Origin of the sequence: Pseudomonas sp. NPDC089407, from assembly GCF_044900445.1 — a bacterium.
Taxonomy (GTDB): Bacteria; Pseudomonadota; Gammaproteobacteria; order Pseudomonadales; family Pseudomonadaceae; genus Aquipseudomonas.
Window position 1 is genome coordinate 1 of sequence record NZ_JBJDNB010000019.1, and the last position, 21,175, is coordinate 21,175.

18 protein-coding genes are annotated in these 21,175 nt (G+C 63.9%); 10 read left to right on the top strand and 8 right to left on the bottom strand.

What is annotated here, in order from left to right:
• The 9 genes from ACI2KG_RS15975 to ACI2KG_RS16015 form a co-directional block, all read left to right on the top strand.
• Nucleotides 1–471, top strand: a 471-nt coding sequence (locus ACI2KG_RS15975; RefSeq protein WP_404662512.1) for a transketolase-like TK C-terminal-containing protein, incomplete at its 5' end; no start/stop codon positions are given.
• A gap of 150 nt (nucleotides 472–621) precedes the next feature.
• Nucleotides 622–1,683, top strand: a complete 1,062-nt coding sequence (epd, locus tag ACI2KG_RS15980; protein WP_404662513.1) for an erythrose-4-phosphate dehydrogenase — start codon at nucleotides 622–624, stop codon at nucleotides 1,681–1,683.
• A gap of 12 nt (nucleotides 1,684–1,695) precedes the next feature.
• The gene (locus ACI2KG_RS15985; RefSeq protein WP_404662514.1) at nucleotides 1,696–2,859 is read left to right on the top strand and encodes a phosphoglycerate kinase; all 1,164 of its coding nucleotides are present in this window, start codon (nucleotides 1,696–1,698) and stop codon (nucleotides 2,857–2,859) included.
• Nucleotides 2,859–3,113, top strand: coding sequence for a hypothetical protein (locus ACI2KG_RS15990; protein ID WP_400612229.1), 255 nt, complete (start codon nucleotides 2,859–2,861; stop codon nucleotides 3,111–3,113). Before ACI2KG_RS15985 ends, ACI2KG_RS15990 begins: the two co-directional genes overlap by 1 nt.
• A gap of 64 nt (nucleotides 3,114–3,177) precedes the next feature.
• Nucleotides 3,178–3,507 carry an MliC family protein gene (locus ACI2KG_RS15995; protein WP_004576614.1) on the top strand — a complete coding sequence of 110 codons (330 nt, stop codon included), beginning with the start codon at nucleotides 3,178–3,180 and terminating at the stop codon, nucleotides 3,505–3,507.
• A 100-nt stretch (nucleotides 3,508–3,607) separates the two neighbouring features.
• Nucleotides 3,608–4,672 (top strand): class II fructose-bisphosphate aldolase, encoded by a 1,065-nt coding sequence (gene fba / locus ACI2KG_RS16000; protein WP_201206955.1) that lies wholly within the window; start codon nucleotides 3,608–3,610, stop codon nucleotides 4,670–4,672.
• 234 nt (nucleotides 4,673–4,906) lie between these two features.
• Nucleotides 4,907–7,033, top strand: coding sequence for a putative bifunctional diguanylate cyclase/phosphodiesterase (locus ACI2KG_RS16005; RefSeq protein ID WP_404662515.1), 2,127 nt, complete (start codon nucleotides 4,907–4,909; stop codon nucleotides 7,031–7,033).
• Between the two features lie 39 nt (nucleotides 7,034–7,072).
• Nucleotides 7,073–7,573, top strand: coding sequence for a M48 family metallopeptidase (locus tag ACI2KG_RS16010; RefSeq protein WP_400612223.1), 501 nt, complete (start codon nucleotides 7,073–7,075; stop codon nucleotides 7,571–7,573).
• A 12-nt stretch (nucleotides 7,574–7,585) separates the two neighbouring features.
• Nucleotides 7,586–7,882 carry a helix-turn-helix domain-containing protein gene (locus tag ACI2KG_RS16015; RefSeq protein ID WP_404662516.1) on the top strand — a complete coding sequence of 99 codons (297 nt, stop codon included), beginning with the start codon at nucleotides 7,586–7,588 and terminating at the stop codon, nucleotides 7,880–7,882.
• 125 nt (nucleotides 7,883–8,007) lie between these two features.
• Here the strand turns inward: ACI2KG_RS16015 and ACI2KG_RS16020 are convergent, their stop codons facing one another.
• Nucleotides 8,008–8,460 carry a GNAT family N-acetyltransferase gene (locus ACI2KG_RS16020; protein WP_404662517.1) on the bottom strand — a complete coding sequence of 151 codons (453 nt, stop codon included), beginning with the start codon at nucleotides 8,458–8,460 and terminating at the stop codon, nucleotides 8,008–8,010.
• Nucleotides 8,461–8,614: 154 nt separating this feature from the next.
• Between ACI2KG_RS16020 and ACI2KG_RS16025 the strand changes: the two genes are divergently transcribed.
• Complete coding sequence (locus ACI2KG_RS16025) at nucleotides 8,615–9,352, top strand: substrate-binding periplasmic protein (protein WP_404662518.1); 738 nt, start codon at nucleotides 8,615–8,617, stop codon at nucleotides 9,350–9,352.
• 72 nt (nucleotides 9,353–9,424) lie between these two features.
• On the opposite strand, the gene yccS is transcribed toward ACI2KG_RS16025, so the two are convergent.
• The 7 genes from yccS to ACI2KG_RS16060 form a co-directional block, all read right to left on the bottom strand.
• A complete protein-coding gene (gene yccS / locus ACI2KG_RS16030) occupies nucleotides 9,425–11,608 on the bottom strand; it encodes a YccS family putative transporter (protein WP_404662519.1) in 2,184 nt (727 codons plus the stop codon).
• 236 nt (nucleotides 11,609–11,844) lie between these two features.
• Nucleotides 11,845–13,026, bottom strand: a complete 1,182-nt coding sequence (locus ACI2KG_RS16035; protein ID WP_404662520.1) for an NAD(P)/FAD-dependent oxidoreductase — start codon at nucleotides 13,024–13,026, stop codon at nucleotides 11,845–11,847.
• 352 nt (nucleotides 13,027–13,378) lie between these two features.
• Complete coding sequence (gene dbpA / locus ACI2KG_RS16040; RefSeq protein WP_400613220.1) at nucleotides 13,379–14,716, bottom strand: ATP-dependent RNA helicase DbpA; 1,338 nt, start codon at nucleotides 14,714–14,716, stop codon at nucleotides 13,379–13,381.
• Nucleotides 14,717–14,828: 112 nt separating this feature from the next.
• The gene (gene mdtD / locus ACI2KG_RS16045) at nucleotides 14,829–16,256 is read right to left on the bottom strand and encodes a multidrug transporter subunit MdtD (RefSeq protein ID WP_404662521.1); all 1,428 of its coding nucleotides are present in this window, start codon (nucleotides 16,254–16,256) and stop codon (nucleotides 14,829–14,831) included.
• A gap of 109 nt (nucleotides 16,257–16,365) precedes the next feature.
• Complete coding sequence (locus ACI2KG_RS16050; protein WP_404662522.1) at nucleotides 16,366–17,685, bottom strand: TldD/PmbA family protein; 1,320 nt, start codon at nucleotides 17,683–17,685, stop codon at nucleotides 16,366–16,368.
• Nucleotides 17,685–19,127, bottom strand: coding sequence for a TldD/PmbA family protein (locus tag ACI2KG_RS16055; RefSeq protein ID WP_404662523.1), 1,443 nt, complete (start codon nucleotides 19,125–19,127; stop codon nucleotides 17,685–17,687). The genes ACI2KG_RS16050 and ACI2KG_RS16055 overlap by 1 nt, the downstream gene beginning before the upstream one ends.
• Before the next feature lie 31 nt (nucleotides 19,128–19,158).
• Nucleotides 19,159–20,961 carry an acyl-CoA dehydrogenase gene (locus ACI2KG_RS16060; protein ID WP_404662524.1) on the bottom strand — a complete coding sequence of 601 codons (1,803 nt, stop codon included), beginning with the start codon at nucleotides 20,959–20,961 and terminating at the stop codon, nucleotides 19,159–19,161.
• Nucleotides 20,962–21,175 lie beyond the last annotated feature (214 nt).

Here is a 21,175-nt window from a genome sequence, read left to right on the forward strand (position 1 = left end):
AAGGACGGCCCTTCGGCGCTGATCTTCTCGCGCCAGAACCTGCAGCACCAGGACCGCAACGCCCAGCAGATCGCCGACATCAGCCGTGGTGGCTACGTGCTCAAGGACTGCGCTGGCGAGCCTGAGCTGATCCTGATCTCCACCGGTTCCGAAGTGGGCCTGGCGGTTCAGGCCTTCGACAAGCTGACCGAGCAAGGCCGCAAGGTGCGTGTGGTTTCCATGCCATGCACCAGCGTGTTCGATGCCCAGGATGCTGCCTACAAGCAGTCCGTGCTGCCGCTGGAAGTGGGTGCGCGCATCGCCATCGAAGCTGCCCACGCCGACTTCTGGTACAAGTACGTCGGCCTGGAAGGTCGTATCATCGGCATGACCACCTACGGTGAGTCGGCGCCGGCTTCGGCACTGTTCGAAGAATTCGGTTTCACCCTGGAGAACATCCTGGGTACTGCCGAAGAGCTGCTGGAAGACTGATACAAGGAAGGCGAGGGCCTTTGGCCCTCGTTCGCGGCACAAGGCCGCTCCCACAGGGTATTGCGCACGCCGTCCCCTGTGGGAGCGGCCTTGTGCCGCGAATGGGCCGCGCAGCGGCCCCGTATAACTGCCGGAGTTCAAGAGCTACCTATGCCCCACCTGCGTCCCTACAAAGTTGCACTCAACGGTTATGGCCGTATCGGCCGCTGTGTCCTGCGCGCGCTGTTCGAGCGGGGGGCAAAGGCCGGTTTCGAGATCGTCGCGCTGAACGACCTGGCCGACCAGGCCAGCCTGGAATACCTGACCCGCTTCGACTCCACCCACGGGCGTTTCCCCGGCGAGGTGAAGGTCGATGGCGACTGCCTGCATATCAATGGCGACTGCGTGAAAGTGATGCGCAGCGCCACCCCCGAGGGCATTGACTGGGCCGCGCTGGGCATCGACCTGGTGCTGGAGTGCTCCGGTGCCTATAACACCCGTGCCGATGGCCAGCGCTTCCTCGATGCCGGTGCGCCGCGGGTGCTGTTCTCGCAGCCGATGGCCAGCGAGGCCGATGTCGATGCCACCGTGGTCTACGGCATCAATCAGGCCTGCCTGACCGGCAACGAGCGGCTGGTGTCCAACGCCTCCTGCACCACCAACTGCGGCGTGCCACTGCTGCGGGTGCTGGACCAGGCGTTCGGCATCGAATACGTGCAGATCACTACTATCCACTCGGCGATGAACGACCAGCCAGTGATCGACGCCTACCACCACGAAGACCTGCGCCGCACGCGTTCGGCCTTCCAGTCGGTGATTCCGGTGTCCACCGGCCTGGCGCGCGGTATCGAGCGACTGCTTCCGGAACTTGCCGGGCGAATCCAGGCCAAAGCGGTACGCGTGCCGACTGTCAACGTCTCGTGCCTGGACATCACCCTGCAGACCGCCCGCGACACCAGCGCGGCCGAGGTCAACCGGGTGCTGCGCGAGGCCGCGCTGGAAGGCCCGCTGAAAGGCCTGCTGGCCTACACTGAGCTGCCGCACGCCAGCTGTGATTTCAACCATGACCCGCATTCGGCGATTGTCGATGCCAGCCAGACCCGCGTTTCCGGCCCCCGCCTGGTGAACCTGCTGGCCTGGTTCGACAACGAATGGGGGTTCGCCAACCGTATGCTCGACGTTGCCGAACACTTTCTGCACGTCGTTCAACCAATCCGCAACAAACAGCCCTGAAGGACTGCATTCATGACCGTGTTGAAGATGACCGACCTCGACTTGCAAGGTAAGCGCGTACTGATCCGCGAAGACCTCAACGTGCCTGTGAAGGACGGTGCGGTAACCAGCGACGCGCGTATCCTGGCAGCGCTGCCGACCATCAAGCTGGCCCTGGAGAAGGGCGCGGCGGTAATGGTCTGCTCGCACCTGGGTCGCCCGACCGAAGGCGAATTCTCGGCCGAAAACAGCCTGAAGCCGGTTTCCGAGTACCTGAGCAAGGCGCTGGGCCGCGACGTGCCGCTGGTTGCCGACTACCTCGACGGCATCGAAGTACAGGCCGGTGAGCTGGTGGTGTTCGAGAACGTGCGCTTCAACAAGGGCGAGAAAAAGAACGCTGACGAGCTGGCGCAGAAGTACGCCGCCCTGTGCGATGTGTTCGTCATGGACGCGTTCGGCACCGCTCACCGCGCCGAAGGTTCGACCCATGGTGTGGCCAAGTTCGCCAAGGTGGCGGCTGCCGGCCCGTTGCTGGCTGCCGAGCTGGATGCCCTGGGCAAGGCCCTGAAGGCCCCGGCCAAGCCGATGGCGGCCATTGTCGCCGGCTCCAAGGTATCGACCAAGCTGGACGTACTGAACAGCCTGAGCTCGGTCTGCGACCAACTGATCGTCGGCGGCGGCATTGCCAACACCTTCCTGGCTGCTGCCGGCCACCCGGTGGGCAAGTCGCTGTACGAGCCTGACCTGGTCGACACCGCCAAGGCCATCGCCGCCAAGGTCAGCGTGCCACTGCCGGTCGACGTGGTGGTTGCCAAGGAATTCGCCGAAACGGCCGAAGCCACCGTCAAGGCCATCGCCGACGTTGCCGCTGACGACATGATCCTGGACATCGGCCCGCAAACCGCTGCTAACTTCGCCGAGCTGCTGAAGTCGTCGAAAACCATCCTGTGGAACGGCCCGGTTGGCGTGTTCGAGTTCGACCAGTTCGGCAACGGCACCAAGGTGCTGGCCAAGGCCATCGCCGACAGCGCTGCGTTCTCCATCGCCGGTGGCGGTGACACCCTGGCAGCCATCGACAAATATGGCGTCAGCAAGGAAATCTCCTACATTTCTACCGGTGGTGGCGCCTTCCTCGAGTTCGTTGAGGGCAAGGTCCTGCCAGCCGTGGCAATCCTGGAAGAGCGGGCCAAGGCCTGATGAAGTCGGCGCTTGGCAAAGGGAGTGGCCTGATGGTCAAGCAATTGCCTGTGATGATGCTGGCGGGTTTGCTGAGTGCGTGTTCCGGCAGCCCGTCCTCGAGTGCCGACGACCCGGCGCAGCCGCCCAAGGGCGGTTGCTACCAGTCCGAGTGGCAGGCCGAGACCGTGCCGGTCATCAGCAAGCGCGTGGGCCCGGAAGGCCTGGAAAAGTACGATGAAGACCACCAGCGCAAGGCGCCGGGCTGCCCGTGACCCCCGGCGTTTCGTCGGGTCAGGCAACCAAGCGACCGCTGTGTGGTCATCTAGAGGATATGCAATGAAAGCGCTCTTGGCCGTAACGGCCCTGGCGACACTGGCAGGATGCTCACTGCTGCAGCCGGCGCAACCCGCCCCGGCAGACAACTGGACCCGTTGGGTCTGTGACACCCAGGCCGAAGTGCTGTGGCGCTTCGCCGATGCGCAACGCGACCAGGTTGATGTACGCCTTGGCGGCGGTGACCAGGTTTACCGGCTCAAGGCCGAACCGGGTGCCTCGGGTGCGCTGTACAGCGATGGCATGCTGGCCTTCCACACCAAGGGCGAAGAAGGCCTGGTGTACTGGGTGGCAACCAACGACCTGATTGGGCGGGGCTGCAAGGCACCGTGACTGGCCGGGCCGCAACGGTGGCCCACACTACTTGAACAGCAACCGCCCCTGCGGCAGGCTTGCACGAAACAAACGACGCTTGTCGGGAGAGAGATACACAATGGCACTCATTAGCATGCGCCAGATGCTGGACCACGCCGCCGAGTTCGGTTACGGCGTACCGGCTTTCAACGTCAACAACCTCGAGCAGATGCGCGCCATCATGGAAGCGGCCGACAAGACCGACTCCCCGGTGATCGTTCAGGCTTCGGCCGGTGCCCGCAAGTACGCTGGCGCGCCGTTCCTGCGCCACCTGATCCTGGCGGCCATCGAAGAATTCCCGCACATCCCGGTGTGCATGCACCAGGATCACGGCACCAGCCCTGACGTCTGCCAGCGTTCGATCCAGCTGGGCTTCAGCTCGGTGATGATGGACGGCTCGCTGGGCGAAGACGGCAAGACCCCGACCGACTACGAATACAACGTCCGTGTTACCCAGCAGACCGTTGCCATGGCGCACGCCTGCGGCGTTTCGGTAGAAGGTGAGCTGGGCTGCCTGGGCTCGCTGGAAACCGGCATGGCCGGAGAAGAAGACGGCATCGGCGCCGAAGGCGTACTGGATCACAGCCAGATGCTGACCGACCCGGAAGAAGCCGCCGACTTCGTCAAGAAGACCCAGGTCGACGCCCTGGCCATTGCCATCGGTACCAGCCACGGTGCCTACAAGTTCACCAAGCCGCCAACCGGTGACATCCTGGCCATCGAGCGCATTAAGGAAATCCACAAGCGCATTCCCAACACTCACCTGGTGATGCACGGTTCTTCTTCGGTACCGCAAGAGTGGCTGGCGATCATCAACCAGTACGGCGGCGAGATGAAAGAGACCTACGGCGTACCGGTTGAAGAAATCGTCGAAGGTATCAAGTACGGCGTGCGCAAGGTCAACATCGACACTGACCTGCGTCTGGCGTCCACCGGTGCCATGCGCCGTCACATGGCCCTGAACCCGAGCGAGTTCGACCCTCGCAAGTTCTTCGCTGAAACCGTGAAGGCCATGCGTGACGTGTGCATCGCCCGTTACGAAGCCTTCGGCACCGCCGGTAATGCCTCGAAGATCAAGCCGATCTCCCTGGAAGGCATGTTCCAGCGCTATGCCAAAGGTGAGCTGGCCGCCAAGGTCAACTAAGCCACCCGGCTACACAAGAAACCCGCAGAAATGCGGGTTTTTTATTTTTGGGTGTTACTCCTGTGCTGGCCTCTTCGCGGGTAACACATATTCTCTGCAGAACAACCGTTGGTCGGCTACCGTACAGTTCAGTCACTGATAGCGTTCTGATTGCATTGCGTGTTATCCGCTCAGGTCTAGAGTAATGATGGATCCAACCGCATGTTGAAGTTGGTCACATAATAGAGAAGCAGCATGGATGTCGCTCACCCTCAACCACAGCCACTGGATGGCAGCTCGGTTCTACTGGTGGTAGACGATTACCCCGAGAACCTCCTCAGCATGCGGGCCTTGCTGGCCCGTCAGGATTGGCAAGTGTTGACGGCAAGCTCGGGGACGGAAGCCTTGGGCGTGTTGCTTGAGCACGATGTCGACTTGGTCTTGCTCGACGTGCAAATGCCGGAAATGGACGGCTTCGAAGTCGCCCGGCTGATGCGCGGCAGCCTGCGTACGCGGCTGACACCGATCATTTTCCTCACCGCCAACGAACAGTCCGAAGCGGCCGTACTCAAAGGCTACGCCAGTGGCGCCGTGGACTACATGTTCAAACCGTTTGACCCGCAAATTCTCAAGCCCAAAATCCAGGCCTTGCTCGATCAGCAGCGCAACCGACGCATGCTGCAGCGGCTGACCCGTGAGCTGGAAGCGGCCAGGGCGTTCAATGCGTCAATTCTGGAGAACGCTGCCGAAGGCATTCTGGTGGTCGATGCCAAGGGCATCATCAGTTTTGCCAACCCGGCCATTTCCCGCTTGCTGGCGACCTCCGTGCAGCAACTGCAAGGCACCCACCTGCTCGACCTGGTGCAGTTGGCCAGCGCCAGCCTATGGCGCGAATCGGACTTCTACCAGGCTTACCTGGGCCGGCGCATCTTCCGTGTGCACGATGCCCATCTGCGTACCCTGGGCGGCGAACTGGTACCCGTGGCGTTGTCCTGTGCACCCCTGCCGGCCGAACAGCAGGCCATGGTGGTGACCGTGCTGGACATGTCGGTGGTGCGTAACCTGCATCAGCAGTTGGAGTACCAGGCCGTCACCGACCCGCTCACCGGCCTGCTCAACCGCCGCGGGTTCTACCAGGCGGCCGAAGGCGCGCTGCTGCGCAACGAGCGCTCGGACAAGGCGCAAGCGTTGATGTACATGGACCTGGATGGCTTCAAGCGCATCAACGATTCGCTTGGCCACGACGCGGGTGACCGGGTGCTGCGCTGGGTCGCCGAGCAGCTCAAGGACTGCCTGGGCAGCGAGGCCTTGCTGGCGCGCATGGGCGGCGATGAGTTCACCGCGCTGTTCGACAGCTTGCCTTACCCGGAGCAGGCCGGGCGTTATGCCGAACGCCTGCTGGAGCGGGTGTCCATCAGCCATGAGGTAGACGGGCTTGATGTGTGCCTTGGGGTCAGTATCGGCATCGCGACTTACCCGGAATGCGGGGCCAATGTCGAAGGCCTGCTGCGGGCGGCAGATGCGGCAATGTATGCGGCCAAGCAGGCCGGGCGCCAGCAGTACCGCTTCTATGACCAGGAACTCAACGGTCGGGCGCGCTCGCGGTTGATGCTTGAAGACAGCGTGCGCACGGCCATCGAGCAGCAGGATTTCAGCCTGGTGTACCAGCCGCAGGTCAGCTTCATCGATGGCCACTTGCGTGGCTTCGAGGCCTTGCTGCGCTGGCAGCACCCCAGTGTCGGCGATGTGCCCCCAGGCCTGTTCATCCCCTTGCTCGAAGAAGCGCGCCTGATCAACCGCCTGGCCAGCTGGATCTACCGCCAGGGGGCGGCTCAGCGACAGGCCTGGTACCCGCGCTTTCCGGCAGACCTGGTACTGGGCATCAGCCTGAGCCGGGCACAATTCGCCATGCCCAGCCTGGTTGAAGAGCTGCAGCGGGTGATTCAGCTCTACCAGTTGGCACCGGCACAGATAGAGGTGGAAGTTGCGGAAACGTCGCTGATGTACAACATCGATGCGGCGGTGAAGGCGATCCACCGCCTGCGCGAGCTGGGGGTAAGGGTGGCGCTGGATGATTTTGGCGCAGGCGATTGTTCGTTGCGCATGCTGCGTGACCTGCCGATCGATACCCTCAAGCTCGATCGCCACCTGGTGGCACGGCTGCCCGATTCGGCGGTGGATGCCGCGTTGGTGCGCAGCGTCATTGGCCTGTGTGCCGACTACCGCATCACGGTCATTGCCGAAGGCGTGGAAACCCCGGCCCAGGCGGCTTGGCTGCGGGCCAATGGTTGCGAATACGTGCAGGGGTTTCTGGTCGCCAGGCCAATGACTGCAGCAGATGCCAGCGGCTTTCCGGTGATTTTCTCCTGGCCAGGGCCCTGATTGGCTAGAATCGGCATTCGTTACGCCGAATGCAGTGCCATGACCGTATTACGCTACTTGCAAGCTTACCCGCCGCACCTGCAGGAGCAGGTGCGGCAGATGATCGACAGCGACCGCCTGGGCGACTACCTGCAGCGCCGCTACCCCGACCGCCATGACGTTCAAAGCGACAAGGCGCTGTATGGTTATGCCCAGGATTTACGCCAGCAGTACCTGCGCAGCGCGCCGGGCCTGGACAAGGTGCTGTTCGATAGCCGCCTCGACCTGACCCACCGGGCCCTGGGCCTGAATACCGCGGTGTCGCGGGTGCAGGGCGGCAAGCTCAAGGCCAAGAAGGAAATCCGCATTGCCTCGTTGTTCAAGGAGGCCGCACCACAGTTCCTGCGCATGATCGTGGTGCATGAACTGGCGCACCTGCGCGAGCGCGACCACAACAAGGCGTTCTACCAGCTCTGCCAGCACATGGAGCCGGACTATCACCAACTGGAATTCGACCTGCGCGTCTACCTGACCTATCGGGAGCTGCCGGGCAACCTCTAAGGAACATGCAGCATGGAAGTGAGCAAGACCAAGAGCAGCTTCTACCGCCGCCTGTACGTGGCCTGGCTGATCGACAGCCAGACCGCGACCAGCGTGCCCGCCCTGATGGAGGCCACTGGCATGCCGCGGCGCACCGCCCAGGACACCATCGCCGCGCTGGCCGACCTGGATATCGTCTGCGAGTTCGAGCAGCAGGAAGGCGCCCGCAACCACGCCGGGCATTACCGCATTCAAGACTGGGGCGCGATCGACAAGCAGTGGATCATCCAGCATTTGCGGCAGATTCGCGAAGTGCTGGGTTACCCCTGAAAACATGGGGCCGCTCTGCGGCCTGTGGGAGCGGGCTTGTCCCGCGAACACCGGCAAAGCCGGTGCCATGCACCGCGTCGTCTGATTCGCGGGGCAAGCCCGCTCCCACAGGGATCGTGGCAATTTCAGCCCTTGCGCATGCCGATATGCGGAATGTCGTCCTCCAGGTACTCCTCACCCACCACCATAAACCCATGCCCGGCATAAAACGCCTGCAAATGCGCCTGCGCCGAGAGGTACACCGGCACCCCCGGCCAGCAATGCTCCGCCGCCTCCAGCCCCTTGAGCAGCAGCGTGTGCCCCAGTTTCAGCCCGCGTGCTTCAGGCGATGTCACCACCCGCCCGATCACTACGTCCCCGCCCTGCGACTGCGGGTCGAGCAGGCGCAGGTAGGCGACCAGTTTGTCTTCCTGCCAGGCCATCAGGTGCAGGGTATCGCCATTCAGGTCCTGGCCATCGACTTCCTGGTAGGCGCAGCGCTGCTCGACCACGAACACTTCGGTGCGCAATTGCAAAATGGCGTAGAGCTGCTCTTTGCCAAGGTCGGTGTGGTGCTTGCAGAGCCAGTCGATGGACATTGGCGCGAACTCCTTGAATGGGCCTCGATCATCGCATGCTGCACCGGTTTCGGCCAAAATAGAGGCTAAATGACACTATTGGCCGCTGCCCTCTGCAACGGCTTTGTGTAATCTCATCGGCAGTGTGTGCCCTCCATTGCGAAAGGACCTGAGCATGCGGCCACTGCTTTGTGTGCTGGGAATGCTGGCAATGATGCTTGCAACACCCGCCCCGGGTAACGACACGTTGCGCCTGGTGGCTGACAGCTGGCCTCCGTTCAACGATGTCAACATGCCAGGTGGCGGCCTGGCCACCAGCATTGTCACCACAGCCCTGGCGCGCGCCGGCTACGGCAGTGTCTACGAAGAGGTGCCTTGGGCCAGGGCGCTGCTAGGCGTAGGAGAAGGGCGCTACGACGTGCTGATCAATGCCTGGTACAACGATGCGCGTGCCAACATCGGGCAGTTTTCCGAAGCCTACCTGACCAACCGTGTGCGCCTGCTACAGCGCAAGGGCGAGGCGTTCCGTTACAAGCGCCAGTCGGACCTTTACCCCTACAGCATTGCCGTGGTGCGTGATTACGCCTATTCACCCGAATTTGACGGTGATACCCGTCTGCACAAGGTGCCGGTGCGCAACTTTTCTTCGGCGGTGCGCATGCTGGTGGCAGGGCGGGTGAACCTGGCGGTGGAAGACGAATTCGTGGCCCGCTACAACCTGCAGCGCGAGCCGCAGGAGGTGCGTGATGGGGTAGTGCTGGTGGAGCCGCCGCTGGGGGAGAACACCTTGCACATTCTGGTCAGCCTGAAGCACCCGGAGCATAAGCGGATCGTCGCGCGCTTCGAGCAGGCGATTGCGGCGATGAAGGCCGATGGCAGCTATGCGCGGCTGCTGCGTCAGCATGGGTTTTGATCTGTATTGCCTGTGCTGGCCTCTTCGCGGCGGTTCGACGCCTCGAAGAGGCCAGCACAGGCAACACAAGGCTCAGGCAGGCGCACCTTCCTTGATCAAATGCGCCGCCAAGGTCCGCAACGGCCCCAACTGCCGGCAGATCAACGCCAACTGCGTCTGCACCAGCCGCTGATGTTCATCCAGCTCTTCCGGCATCTGCTCCAGGGCATTGGCCAGCGCCTCTTCGGCATCGCTATGAATCGCCACCGGCAGCCGCGCAGCCAGGCCATTGGCAATCTCGTCCAGGCTGCTGGCCAGGCTTTGCCCGGCACCTTCAATCAACTGTTCCTGCACCTCTGCCGGTAACGCCGTGTCACGGTGTGCCCCCAGCCCCGAGAGGTAGCTGAGCAAGGTGTGCGACAGCACCAGGAAGCGGAAACCGACGTCGGCCTCCTTACGGAAATGCCCCGGCTCCATCAGCATGTTGGCCAGGGTAGTGGACAGCGCCGCATCGGCGTTGTGGGCGTTGCGTCGGGCCAGGCGGTAGGCCAGGTCGTCACGCTTGCCATGGGCATACTGTTGCATGATCTGGCGCAGGTACACACTGGCGCAGGCCAGGGTATTGGCCAGCGCCTTGTTCAACCGGCGGCCCTGCCAGTCAGGCAGGAACAGGAACACCGCCAGGATGGCAATCAGGCTGCCCACCAGGGTGTCGAACAGGCGCGGCAGAAACAGGCCGTAGCCATCGCCGATCTGGTTGAAGCAGAACAGCACCATCAAGGTGATCGCAGCGGTGGCCAGGGTGTAGCGGGTGGTGCGGTTGACGAAGAACACCACCCCGGCGACCACAGCAAACAACGACTGGATGACCGGGTTGGGGAACAGGTCGAACAAGGCCCAGCCGACCGTCAGGCCGACGGCGGTGCCGAAGATGCGCTGCACCAGTTTGCGTCGGGTAGCACCGTAGTTGGGCTGGCAGACGAACAGCGTGGTGAGGATGATCCAGTAGCCCTGGGTCGGGTGGATCAGGTGCACCATGCCGTAACCGATCGACAGCGCCAGCGGCAGGCGCAAGGCATGCCGGAACAGCAGCGACGTAGGCGTGAGCTGGGTGCGCAGGCGTGTCCACACGTCTTTCAGCGAGCGCGGCGAGCGGTCGAGCAGGCTGCTGTCGCTGGCGTCGGCCAGGCTTTCCGGGTTGCTGGCGGCGCTGAGCAGGCGGTCCAGCGTGGCGAGGTTGGCGGCCAGCGCCCGCAGCGAGCGCAGCAGGCCGCGCCAGGCCGGGTTGTTCTGGGTACGCAGGTGTTCCAGCGAAGCGTTGAGGTCTTCGAGGGCTTCGGGGTAACCGCTGGCCAGCACAAACGGCTGGCGCAGGCGTATCGAACGGGCCAGCTCCTGGCAGGACGAGCCCTGTTTACGCAGCAGGCGCTGGCAGCGGAACATCACGTCACTATGGAAAAACGCCTCGGTCAGGCCGTTGTAGGGATAGTGCGACGCACTGACCCGCTCATGGATGTCCTGGGCCAGGAAATACAGCTTGAGGTAGCGGCTGACCTTGGCGTTCGGCTGGCTGTTGCCGACCCGGTGCAGGATGATTTCCTTGGCCGCATTCAGCGCTGCCACTACCTTGCCATTTTGCTGGGCAAGCTCCAGGCGCCGCGCCTCGACGTCGAGGGTGCGCACCGGCTCGAACAGGCTGGCCTTGAGCTTGAGGTAGCTGCCCAGTTCGAAGAACAGCTTGGCCAGGCTCTGCTGCACGGGCTGGTTGGAGAACAGTGCCTGCCACAGCACCGACAACAGCCCGTACCAGGCGGCGCCTGCCACCAGCAGCATCGGCTCGTGCCAGAAGTCAGTCACCTGGCCGCCCCGCTGGTCCACGCCGATCATGGTGTACACCGCGGTGATCAGGGTGGCCGAAGCGATGGCGCCGTAGCGCTCGCCCAGGGCGCCGAGCATGGTCAGGCCGAACGCCGCCAGGGCCAGCGCGACGGCGAATATCCAGGGGTAGGGGAACAGCAACTCGACCGCCAGCGCGGCGATGGCGAAACACACCAGGGTAACGGCCAGGGCGCTGAGGCGACCCTGCCAACTGTCGTCGGTTTCGGCCAGGGCGCTGGCGATGATGCCGAGGAACAGCGGAATCAGCAGGGCCATCTCGTTCTGATACCAGCACAGGGCCAGGCTGCCGGTAAGGGCGATGGTGACCCGGATGCTATAGCTGAACTTGTCTTGGCCCCACAGGCGACGCAGTGACTGACGGAACGAGCTCGATGACATGATGGCCTGCTAGGCAGTGATCAGAGGAATACCTTCGAGGCCGTGCTATTGGGGCCGCTGTCGCGGCCCATCGCCGGCAAGCCAGCTCCCACAGGTACTGCACAAGCCTGAAGGCCTGTGGTAATCCTGTGGGAGCTGGCTTGCCGGCGATGGGCTGCACAGCAGCCCCAATGCTTTACCGGCACTCCCAGCACGGGCCAGCAAGAAGCGTTCCGTGCTGCTGAATGGATTCTACTCTACACGAACTGCGCTGCGGCGTTGGCCGATGCCCAGGCCCACTGGAAGTTGAAGCCGCCCAGGTGGCCGGTCACATCCAGCACTTCGCCGATGAAGTAAAGCCCGGGGCTTTTCAGCGATTCCATGGTCTTGGACGACACTTCGCGGGTATCCACACCACCCAAAGTCACTTCGGCAGTCCGGTAGCCTTCGGTGCCGGCCGGCACCACCTGCCAGTTCGCCAGCTTCTCGGCGATCTGTGCAAGCTCCGCCGGGGTGTACTGCTTCATCGGGCGGGACTCGAACCACTGCTCGGCCAGCAGGTTGGCCAGCTTGCGGGTGAATACCTCGCCCAGTACGGTCTTCAGTTCGGTGTTGGCGCGCTCGGCCTGCATCTGTTGCAGCCAGGTCAATGCGTCGCGATCGGGCAGCAAGTTAATTTCGACCGTGTCGCCGGCTTCCCAGAACGACGAAATCTGCAAGATCGCCGGGCCGCTCAGGCCGCGGTGGGTAAACAGCAGGTTCTCGCGGAAGCGGGTGCCGTTGCAGCTGGCGGTGCAGTCCAGCGAGGTGCCCGACAACTCGGTGCACAGTGCCTTGAGTTGGGGCTCAGTGATGGTGAACGGCACCAGGCCGGCGCGGGTCGGCAGCAGGGTATGGCCGAACTGGCGGGCCACCTGATAGCCGAAGCCGGTGGCGCCCAGGGTCGGGATCGACAGGCCACCCGTGGCGATCACCAGCGATTGGCAGGCGAACTGGCCACCGCTGGTCTGCAGCAGGTAGCCGCTATCGGTCTTCTCGATCTGTTCGATGCTGGTGTGCATGCGGATCTCGGCGCCGGCCTCGTCGCATTCGGCCAGCAGCATGTCGAGAATGTCGCTGGCCTTGTTGTCGCAGAACAGCTGGCCAAGCTTCTTCTCGTGGTAGGCCACGCCGTGCTTGCACACCAGTTCGATGAAGTCCCACTGGGTGTAGCGGGCCAGCGCCGACTTGCAGAAGTGTGCGTTGTGCGAGAGGAAGTTGGCCGGCTCGGTGTACAGGTTGGTGAAGTTGCAGCGCCCGCCGCCAGACATGAGGATTTTCTTGCCTGGCTTGTTGGCGTGGTCGAGCAGCAGTACCCGGCGGCCACGGCGAGCGCTGAGCTGGGCGCACATCAGGCCGGCGGCGCCGGCGCCGAGGATGATCACGTCGGTGGAGTGCACGGTGTTACCTCATGAATAGCCGGGGCCGCTTTGCGGCCCATCGCAGGCAAGCCAGCTCCCACAGGGACTGCACCCGGCCCGGAGCCTGTGCTGATCCTGTGGGAGCTGGCTCACAGGTGCTGCACAAGGCCTGAGGCCTGTGCTGATCCTGTGGGAGCTGGCTCACAGGTGCTGCACAAGGCCTGAGGCCTGTGCTGATCCTGTGGGAGCTGGCTCACAGGTGCTGCACAAGGCCTGAGGCCTGTGATGATCCTGTGGAGGCTGGCTTAGGTATTGCATAAGCCTGAGGCCTGTGGAGTTCCTGTGGGAGCTGGCTTGCCTGCGATGGGCTGCAAAGCAGCCCCAAAAAATGTCAGACGATACGGACTTTCAGGGACCGACCCTTGATCTTGCCGCTGTTCAAGCGTTGCATGGCCTGCTTGGCCAGCGCCCGCTCCACCGCCACAAAGGCCTGGAAGTCAAAGATCGCAATCTTGCCCACCTGCTTGCCCGGAATACCGGCATCACCGGTCAGCGCCCCCAGAATATCGCCCGGGCGCAGCTTGTCCTTGCGCCCGGCAGCGATGCACAGGGTACTCATCACGGGCAGCAGCGGCTCGCCGCCTTTGTTCTTCAGGCTGTCCAGTTGGTCCCAGCGCAGTGGGCTCTTTTGCAACGCTTCGATAGCCTGGGCGCGGTGCCCTTCAGCCGGGGCCACCAGGCTGACTGCAACGCCTTTCTCGCCGGCACGACCGGTACGGCCCACACGGTGCACGTGGATTTCCGCATCACGCGCCAGCTCGACGTTGATGACCATGTCCAGGCCATCGATGTCCAGGCCGCGTGCGGCCACGTCGGTAGCCACCAGCACCGAGCTGCTGCGGTTGGCGAACATGGTCAGCACCTGGTCACGGTCGCGTTGCTCCAGGTCGCCGTGCAGCGCCTGGGCGACGATGCCTTTGGCGGTCAGGTGGGCAACCACGTCCTCGCACTGCTGCTTGGTGAAGCAGAACGCCACGCACGACTGCGGGCGGTAGTGGCCAAGCACGCGGGTAACGGCATCCAGACGTTGCGCTGCATCAATCTCGATGAAGCGCTGCTCGATCTGGTTGTCGGTGTGCAGGCTCTCGACCTTGACCTGTTGCGGGTTGCGCATGAAGTCGGCGGCCAGCTGCTTGATGCCGGCCGGGTAGGTGGCCGAGAACAGCAGGGTCTGGCGGCGCGACGGGGTCTTGCCGATGATGCTGGCAATGGCGTCGAAGAAGCCCATGTCGAGCATGCGGTCGGCTTCGTCGAGGATCAAGGTGTTCAGGCCATCGAGCACCAGGGTGCCCTTGTCCAGGTGCTGCTGGATACGCCCCGGGGTGCCGACAATGATGTGCGCACCGTGCTCCAGCGAAGCGATCTGCGGGCCCAGCGATACGCCGCCGCACAGGGTCAGGATCTTGATATTGTCCTCGGCCCGGGCCAGGCGGCGCAGTTCCTTGGCCACCTGGTCGGCCAGCTCGCGGGTAGGGCACAGCACCAGCGCCTGGCAGCCGAAGTAGCGCGGGTTGATCGGGTTGAGCAGGCCGATGCCGAAGGCGGCGGTTTTGCCGCTGCCGGTCTTGGCCTGGGCGATCAGGTCCTGGCCCTTGAGGATGACCGGCAGGCTCTGGGCCTGGATCGGCGTCATCGAGGCATAGCCGAGGGCGTCCAGGTTAGCCAGCATGGCAGTGGACAGCGGCAAGGTTGCAAAGGCAGTGGATTCGGTGGTCACGAGGCGGGCCTGCGGTGCGAAGCTAAAAATGCCGCACAGTCTACCAGCCTCATGGCCATTCGCCCTAAGACTCTACGTGCTCTTCCGGACGACGGGCACGCCTTCCGTCTGTCGGCGCCAGCTGCAGGAAGATGGCCGCGGCCAGCATGGACATGATGCCGATGGTGACGAACGTCAGCTGGAACGCGCCCAGCGTGGTCTCCACGTCCTCGGCGCTGCCCGCTGCGGTAAAGCCGCCGAGCAGTGCACCGGCACAGGCCACGCCCAGGCTCAGCGCCAACTGCGCGACCACCGACAGCAGGCTGTTGCCGCTGCTGGCGCTGGCGTCGTCGAGGTCGATCAACGTCACTGTATTCATCGCCGTGAATTGCATGGAGTTGATCGCGCCGAGCAGGCCCAACTGAATCAGCAGCACGGCGTAGGGCGTTTGTTCATCGACCAGGCCGAGGCTGGCCAGCATCAGGCCCAGCATCAAGGTATTGCCGGTGAGGATGATGCGGTAGCCAAACCGCTCGATCAGCGGCCTGGCGACGGACTTGGCCAGCATGGCTGCCGCTGCCAGCGGGATCATGCTCATGCCGGCCTGGGCCGGCGAGTAACCCAGTGCCACCTGCAGCAGCAACGGCACCAGAAACGGCAGGGCACCGCTGCCCAGGCGCGAGAACAGGTTACCGAGGATGCCGATGGCAAAGGTGCGCACGCGGAACAGGCTGGGCGAGAACAGCGGCTCGGGGTCGCGCCCGGCGCGCAGCCAGTAGGCGGCCAGGCACGCCATGCCGGCAAACAGCAGCAACATCACCCGCAGGTGTGGCAGGTGCAGTTCGCCCAGGCCTTCCATGGCAATGGTGATCAGCACCATCGCCGCGCCAAACAGCAGGAAACCGGGGGTGTCGAAGCGGGTGCGTTCGGTGCCGCGCAGGTCAGGGATGAACTTCCAGACGGCGTAGCAGCCAATCAGGCCGACCGGCAGGTTGAGCAGGAAGATCCAGTGCCAGCTGAGGATTTCCACCAGCCAGCCACCCACCGTTGGCCCCAGCAGCGGCCCGAGCAGGCCGGGGATAGTGATGAAACTCATGATCCGCACCAGTTCACTGCGCGGGTAGGCGCGCAGCACCACCAGCCGCCCGACCGGCAGCATCAGCGCCCCGCCCAGGCCCTGCACCACGCGGGCAAAAATCAGGAAGCCGAGGCTGTTGGCGGCGGCGCACAGCAGCGAGCCGAAGCTGAACAGCAGGATGGCGCTGAAGAAGATGCGCTTGGTGCCGAAGCGGTCGGCGATCCAGCCCGAGGCGGGAATCAGCAGGGCCACGGTGAGCATGTAGGCGATGATCACGCCCTGCATGCGCAGCGGGTCTTCGGCCAGCGAACGGGCCATGGCCGGCAGCGCGGTGTTGAGGATGGTGCCGTCCAGGGACTGCATGAAGAAAGCGATGGCCACTACCCAGGGGATCCAGCGGGCGGTGACGGGGTCCAGCGGGGTGCGTTCGGGCATGACTTCCTCGTTTGTCAGTGCCGGCCTCTTCGCGGCTAAAGCCGCTCCTACAAAGGTTACGCGTTCGTTGTAGGAGCGGCTTTAGCCGCGAAAGGGCCGGCAAGTCCAATCACAATGTCAGGGTAAGCCCTTTGACCAGCGCCCCCGGCAAATGACTCGACCCGGTACTGCGCTGTCCATAGGTACTGGTCGACAAAATTATCTCGCGCTCCTGGGTCAGGTCCTCCAGCTGGCTACCTAGCAAGCTGTACAGGCTGTCATCGAAGCGCATGGTGCTCACCGGCCCTTGAATCTGCCCGTTTTCCACCCAGAAGGTGGCAAACCGGGTCAGCCCGGTCATGCGCGCCGCTGGCAGGTCAGAGTAATTCAGGTACCACAGGTTGCTGATGTACAGCCCGGTGCCCAACTGCTCCAGGATCTGCTCATTGGCCAGGCCACCCGGCGCCAGGCTGAGCGCGCACGGCGACTCGTAGCTGTCGGCGCCGTTGGCCAGCAGCTCGAACTCGGCCGCGCTGCGCGCACTGATCAGCCGCTGCAGCGCCTGGCCGTGCTGAATCAACGGCACATCCCGGCGCGGCGAGCCTTCATCGGAAAACGCCGGGCTCAACGAGCTACTGACCTGCTCGGTGAAACTCACCAGCGGGCTCAACCGCGCATCACGGTTGTACAGGCGCTGCAAGGCGCTGTTGCCGGTGGCCAGGGCTTGAGCCGAGAAACCGCCCCAGCACAGCATACCGGCAATCTCGTCCATGGCTGCCGGCGCCAAGTAGGCGCGGTAGCTGCCGGGCTTGAGGGTAACAGCAGGCAGGTCGAGGAAGCCCAGCTGCTCGCGTGCCTGGCGCAAGCGTGCAGTGAAGTCGTCGGCGCTCCACAGTTGGCCGGCATAGTTGGCCTTCACTGCTTCGCCGTTTTCGTGGAACAGGCTCCAGTCGAAGTTGAAGCTGTTGGCCTGGTGCCAGCCGAAGGCGCCGAACGAGCTGGCGAAGCCCCGGCAGATCGGGCCGGCGGCGTAGATGCCGACCAGGTCAAGGTCACCGGCTTCGCGGTCGAGCAGGGCCAGCACTTCGCTCAACTCGGGCAGCGGCTGCGCTTGCTGGCTGTGGCTGTGCCAGGCGCTTTCGTCCAGGCGCAGGTAAGGGTCGACGACCAGCAGCGGCAGGGTCTGGCGCAGTTGTTCCAGCGCATCGGTCAGGCGTTGGCGGTCCAGTTGGGCATCGCCACTCAAGGTCACTTGCTGTTCGGCCTGGCGGCCGTCGCGAATCAGCCGCAGCTGCGCGCTGGCCTGGCTCACTTCGCCCGCCTGGCGCACCTTCGCATGGTTGAAACGCACGAATTGCGAGTGTTCGGCGCTGTAGCCGAGGGTGAACTGCTCGCCCGTTTGCAGGGCGGCGCGCACATCGCCGACCAGGGTTTCGAATGCGTGTTGCATCAGGCGTCTCCTCCGAATACGTCGATCTGGCGGAACACGCAGGCTGGCGAGGCGTGACCGACGCGCACCACCTGGTTGGGTTCGCCCTTGCCGCAGTTGGGCGTGCCCAGTACCTGGAAGGTGCTGTGGTCGCCGACCGCTGCCAGGTTGCGCCAGAACTGTGCGGAGATGCCGCGGTAGTTGGGGTTCTTGACGATGCCCTTGAGCTCGCCGTTTTCGATCAACTGGCCCCATTCACAGCCGAACTGGAACTTGTTGCGCGCATCGTCGATGGACCAGGAACGGTTGGTGCGCATCAGGATGCCGTGCTCGATGCCCGCGATCAGCTGCTCAAGGGATTGGTCACCCGGCTCGATGTTGAGGTTGGCCATGCGGTCGATTGGCGCGCGGTTCCAGCCGCAGGCGCGGCTGTTGGCCACCCCGTCCAGGCCGGAACGGAACTGCGACAGCGCACCGCCCAGCGGGCGCAGCAGCAGGCCCTCGCGGATCAGGAACTGCTTGCTGGCGGCGGTGCCATCGTCGTCAAAGCTGTAGCTGGCCAGCTCTTCGCCGATGGTCGGGTCGAAGCTCACGTTGAGCAGGCTGGAACCGTATTGCAGGTGGCCGAAGTCGCTGGCTTTGACGAAGCTGGTGCCAGCGTAGTTACGCTCGTCGCCGAGGATGCGGTCCATTTCCAGCGGGTGGCCGATGGATTCGTGGATCTGCAGCATCATCTGGTCCGGCATCAGCAGCAGGTCGCGTGGGCCGCTGGGCGTGTTCGGTGCCAGCAGCAGCTGCAGTGCCTCGTCGGCAACCCGGCTGGCGGCGCCGACCAGGCCACAACGCTCGATGATCTCGAAACCGCCTTGCTGGCCAAAGTTGTCGCGGCCCAGGCTGCGGCTCTGGCTGTCCTGGCCGTCGCTGGCGGTCACGCTCAAACCTGGGAACAGGAAGCGCTGGGCGTGGCGCAGTTCGGCGCCGGCCGAATTCAGGTAGGTCTGCTCGACCAGTGTCAGGCCCAGGCTGGCCTGCCAGTCCACCAGTCGGCTGTCCTTGGGTACGCTGGCCGATTCGGCGGCGAGCAGGCCGAGGCAGTCGCCAAGGCTGGGCACGGGCTGGTCGAAATTGGGCGAGACGTGGTCGTGGCGAGCGCTGGTCACCGGTTGCTCGCGCAGGTCCAGCAGGCTGTATCGGGCGATCTGCCGGGCCAGTGCCTCGGCTTGCTCGAGGGCGCGTTGCAGACCGACCTGGGACAGGTCGGCGGTGGCCGCATAGGCCTCTACGCCATTGACCCGCACGGTGAGCATGGCCCCTTCGTCCTGGCTGAAGAAGGGCGGCTCGGCAACATTGCGGCGAACCGACAGCGCCTGGTGCGACTGTTTCATATGGCGCAGGGAAAACAACTCGGCCGTACTGCGCAGCGCGGCAAAGCGCTGGCGCAGCAGGGCGCTGGAATCGAACATGCGGAAGTCTCCGTGTAAACGGTGGCTCCCCCTAGAACCACCCGTCTTGCATGCCGAGGCAGGTATCGTCGCGTGCCTCGAGCAATGCCAGCTCATTATGGCAGCCCGGTAGTTCCCAAGTCAGGAAATAACGTGCGGCTTGCAGCTTGCCGAGGTAGAAGTCGCGGTCGGCTGGGCTGCCCTTGAGCAGTCCGAGTTCGGCGTGAATCGCCTGTTCCAGCCAGCGCCAGCCGATCACACAGTGGCCGAAGGCCTTGAGGTACAGCGCCGAGTTGGCCAGGGCGCCAGAGACTTTGCCCTGGGCCAGGTCGCCGAGCAGGGCCAGGGTTACCCCTTGAAGGCGGTAGACCAGTTGCTCCAGCGGCTGGCGCAGTGGGTCGAGGTTGGGGTGGTGGCTGGCGCGCTCGCCGGTTACGGCAATCAGGCGGATCAGTTGCTTTAGGCCGGCGCCATTGTTCTGCGCCAGCTTGCGGCCGAGCAGGTCGAGCGACTGGATGCCCTCGGTGCCTTCGTGGATCGGGTTCAGGCGGTTGTCGCGGTAGTACTGCTCAACCGGGTATTCGCGGGTGTAACCGTGGCCGCCGAGGATCTGGATCGCCAGCTCGTTGGCCTTGAGGCAGAACGCCGAGGGCCAGGATTTGACGATCGGGGTCAACAGGTCAAGCAGTTCCTGTGCCTGTTTGCGGGCGTTTTCATCGCTGGCGGTATGGGTGTCGTCGAACAGGCGCGCGGCATACAGGCCAAGGTCGAAGGCGCCTTCGACGTAGGCTTTCTGGGCCAGCAGCATGCGTTTCACATCGGTGTGTTCGATGATCGGCACTGCCGGGCTGTGCGGGTCCTTGTTGTCCGGAAGCCGGCCCTGCGGGCGTTGGCGGGCGTATTCCAGCGAATAGAGATAGCCGGCGTAACCCAGCATCACCGCGCCCATGCCGACGCCGATACGCGCCTCGTTCATCATTTGGAACATGCAGGCCAGGCCCTGGTGCGGCTGGCCGACCAGGTAACCGACGCACTGGCCGTTGTCGCCGAAGTTCAGCGCCGTGGAGGTGGTGCCGCGCCAGCCCATCTTGTGGAACAACCCGGCCAGCAGCACGTCGTTGCGCGGGCCACGGCTGCCGTCCGGGTTGACGTGGTACTTGGGCACGATGAACAGCGAAATGCCCTTCACCCCGGGCGGGGCGTCTGGCAGCTTGGCCAGCACCATGTGCACGATGTTTTCCGACAGTTCGTGGTCGCCGCCGGAGATGAAGATCTTGTTGCCCTTGAGCCGGTAGCTGCCGTCGCCTGCCGCTTCTGCGCGGGTACGGATATCGGCCAGCGACGAGCCGGCGTGGGGTTCGGTCAGGGCCATGGTGCCAAAGTAGCGGCCCTCGATCATCGGCTGCAGGAACAGGCGCTTCTGCTCTTCAGTGCCAAAACTCTCGATCAGGTTGGCCGCGCCCATGGTCAGGAACGGGTAGGCCGTGGTGCCGGCGTTGGCGGCCTGGAAATGGGCGAAGCAAGCCTGCGAGACCAGGCTGGGCAACTGCATGCCACCCACCTCGAAGTCACGGTTGGCGTTGAGGAAACCGGCTTCGAGGAAGGCATCGACGGCAGGTTTCACTTCGGGGATCAGCTCGGCGCGGCCATCGACGTAGCGGGGCTCGTATTCATCGGCCTTGCGGTTGTGCGGGGCGAAGAACCTTTCGGCGATGGTGCGCGCGGTGGTCAGCGCGGCATCGAAGGTTTCACGGCTGTGCTCGGCGAAGCGCGGGCGCTGGGTGAGGGCTTCGGCGTCGAGGACTTCGTAGAGCTCGAAGGCGAGGTTGCGGGGGCTGAGCAGGGTCTCGGGCATGGGGGCGGTCCTGAGGCGGGATGCTGCGAGTGTAGGTTTTGCCAGTTACAGGTGGATACCATGATTGATTCGGTTGATGTTGAGGAACAGACGGAAACATTTTTGAGTGTTCATCCCTTTGACGTCGTTGCTTCGCTTGGATAGCATTGCGGTGTTGCTACAGACCGGAACCCTGGATCAGGGGGTAGCAATGCCGGGGACCAGCTGATGCTGA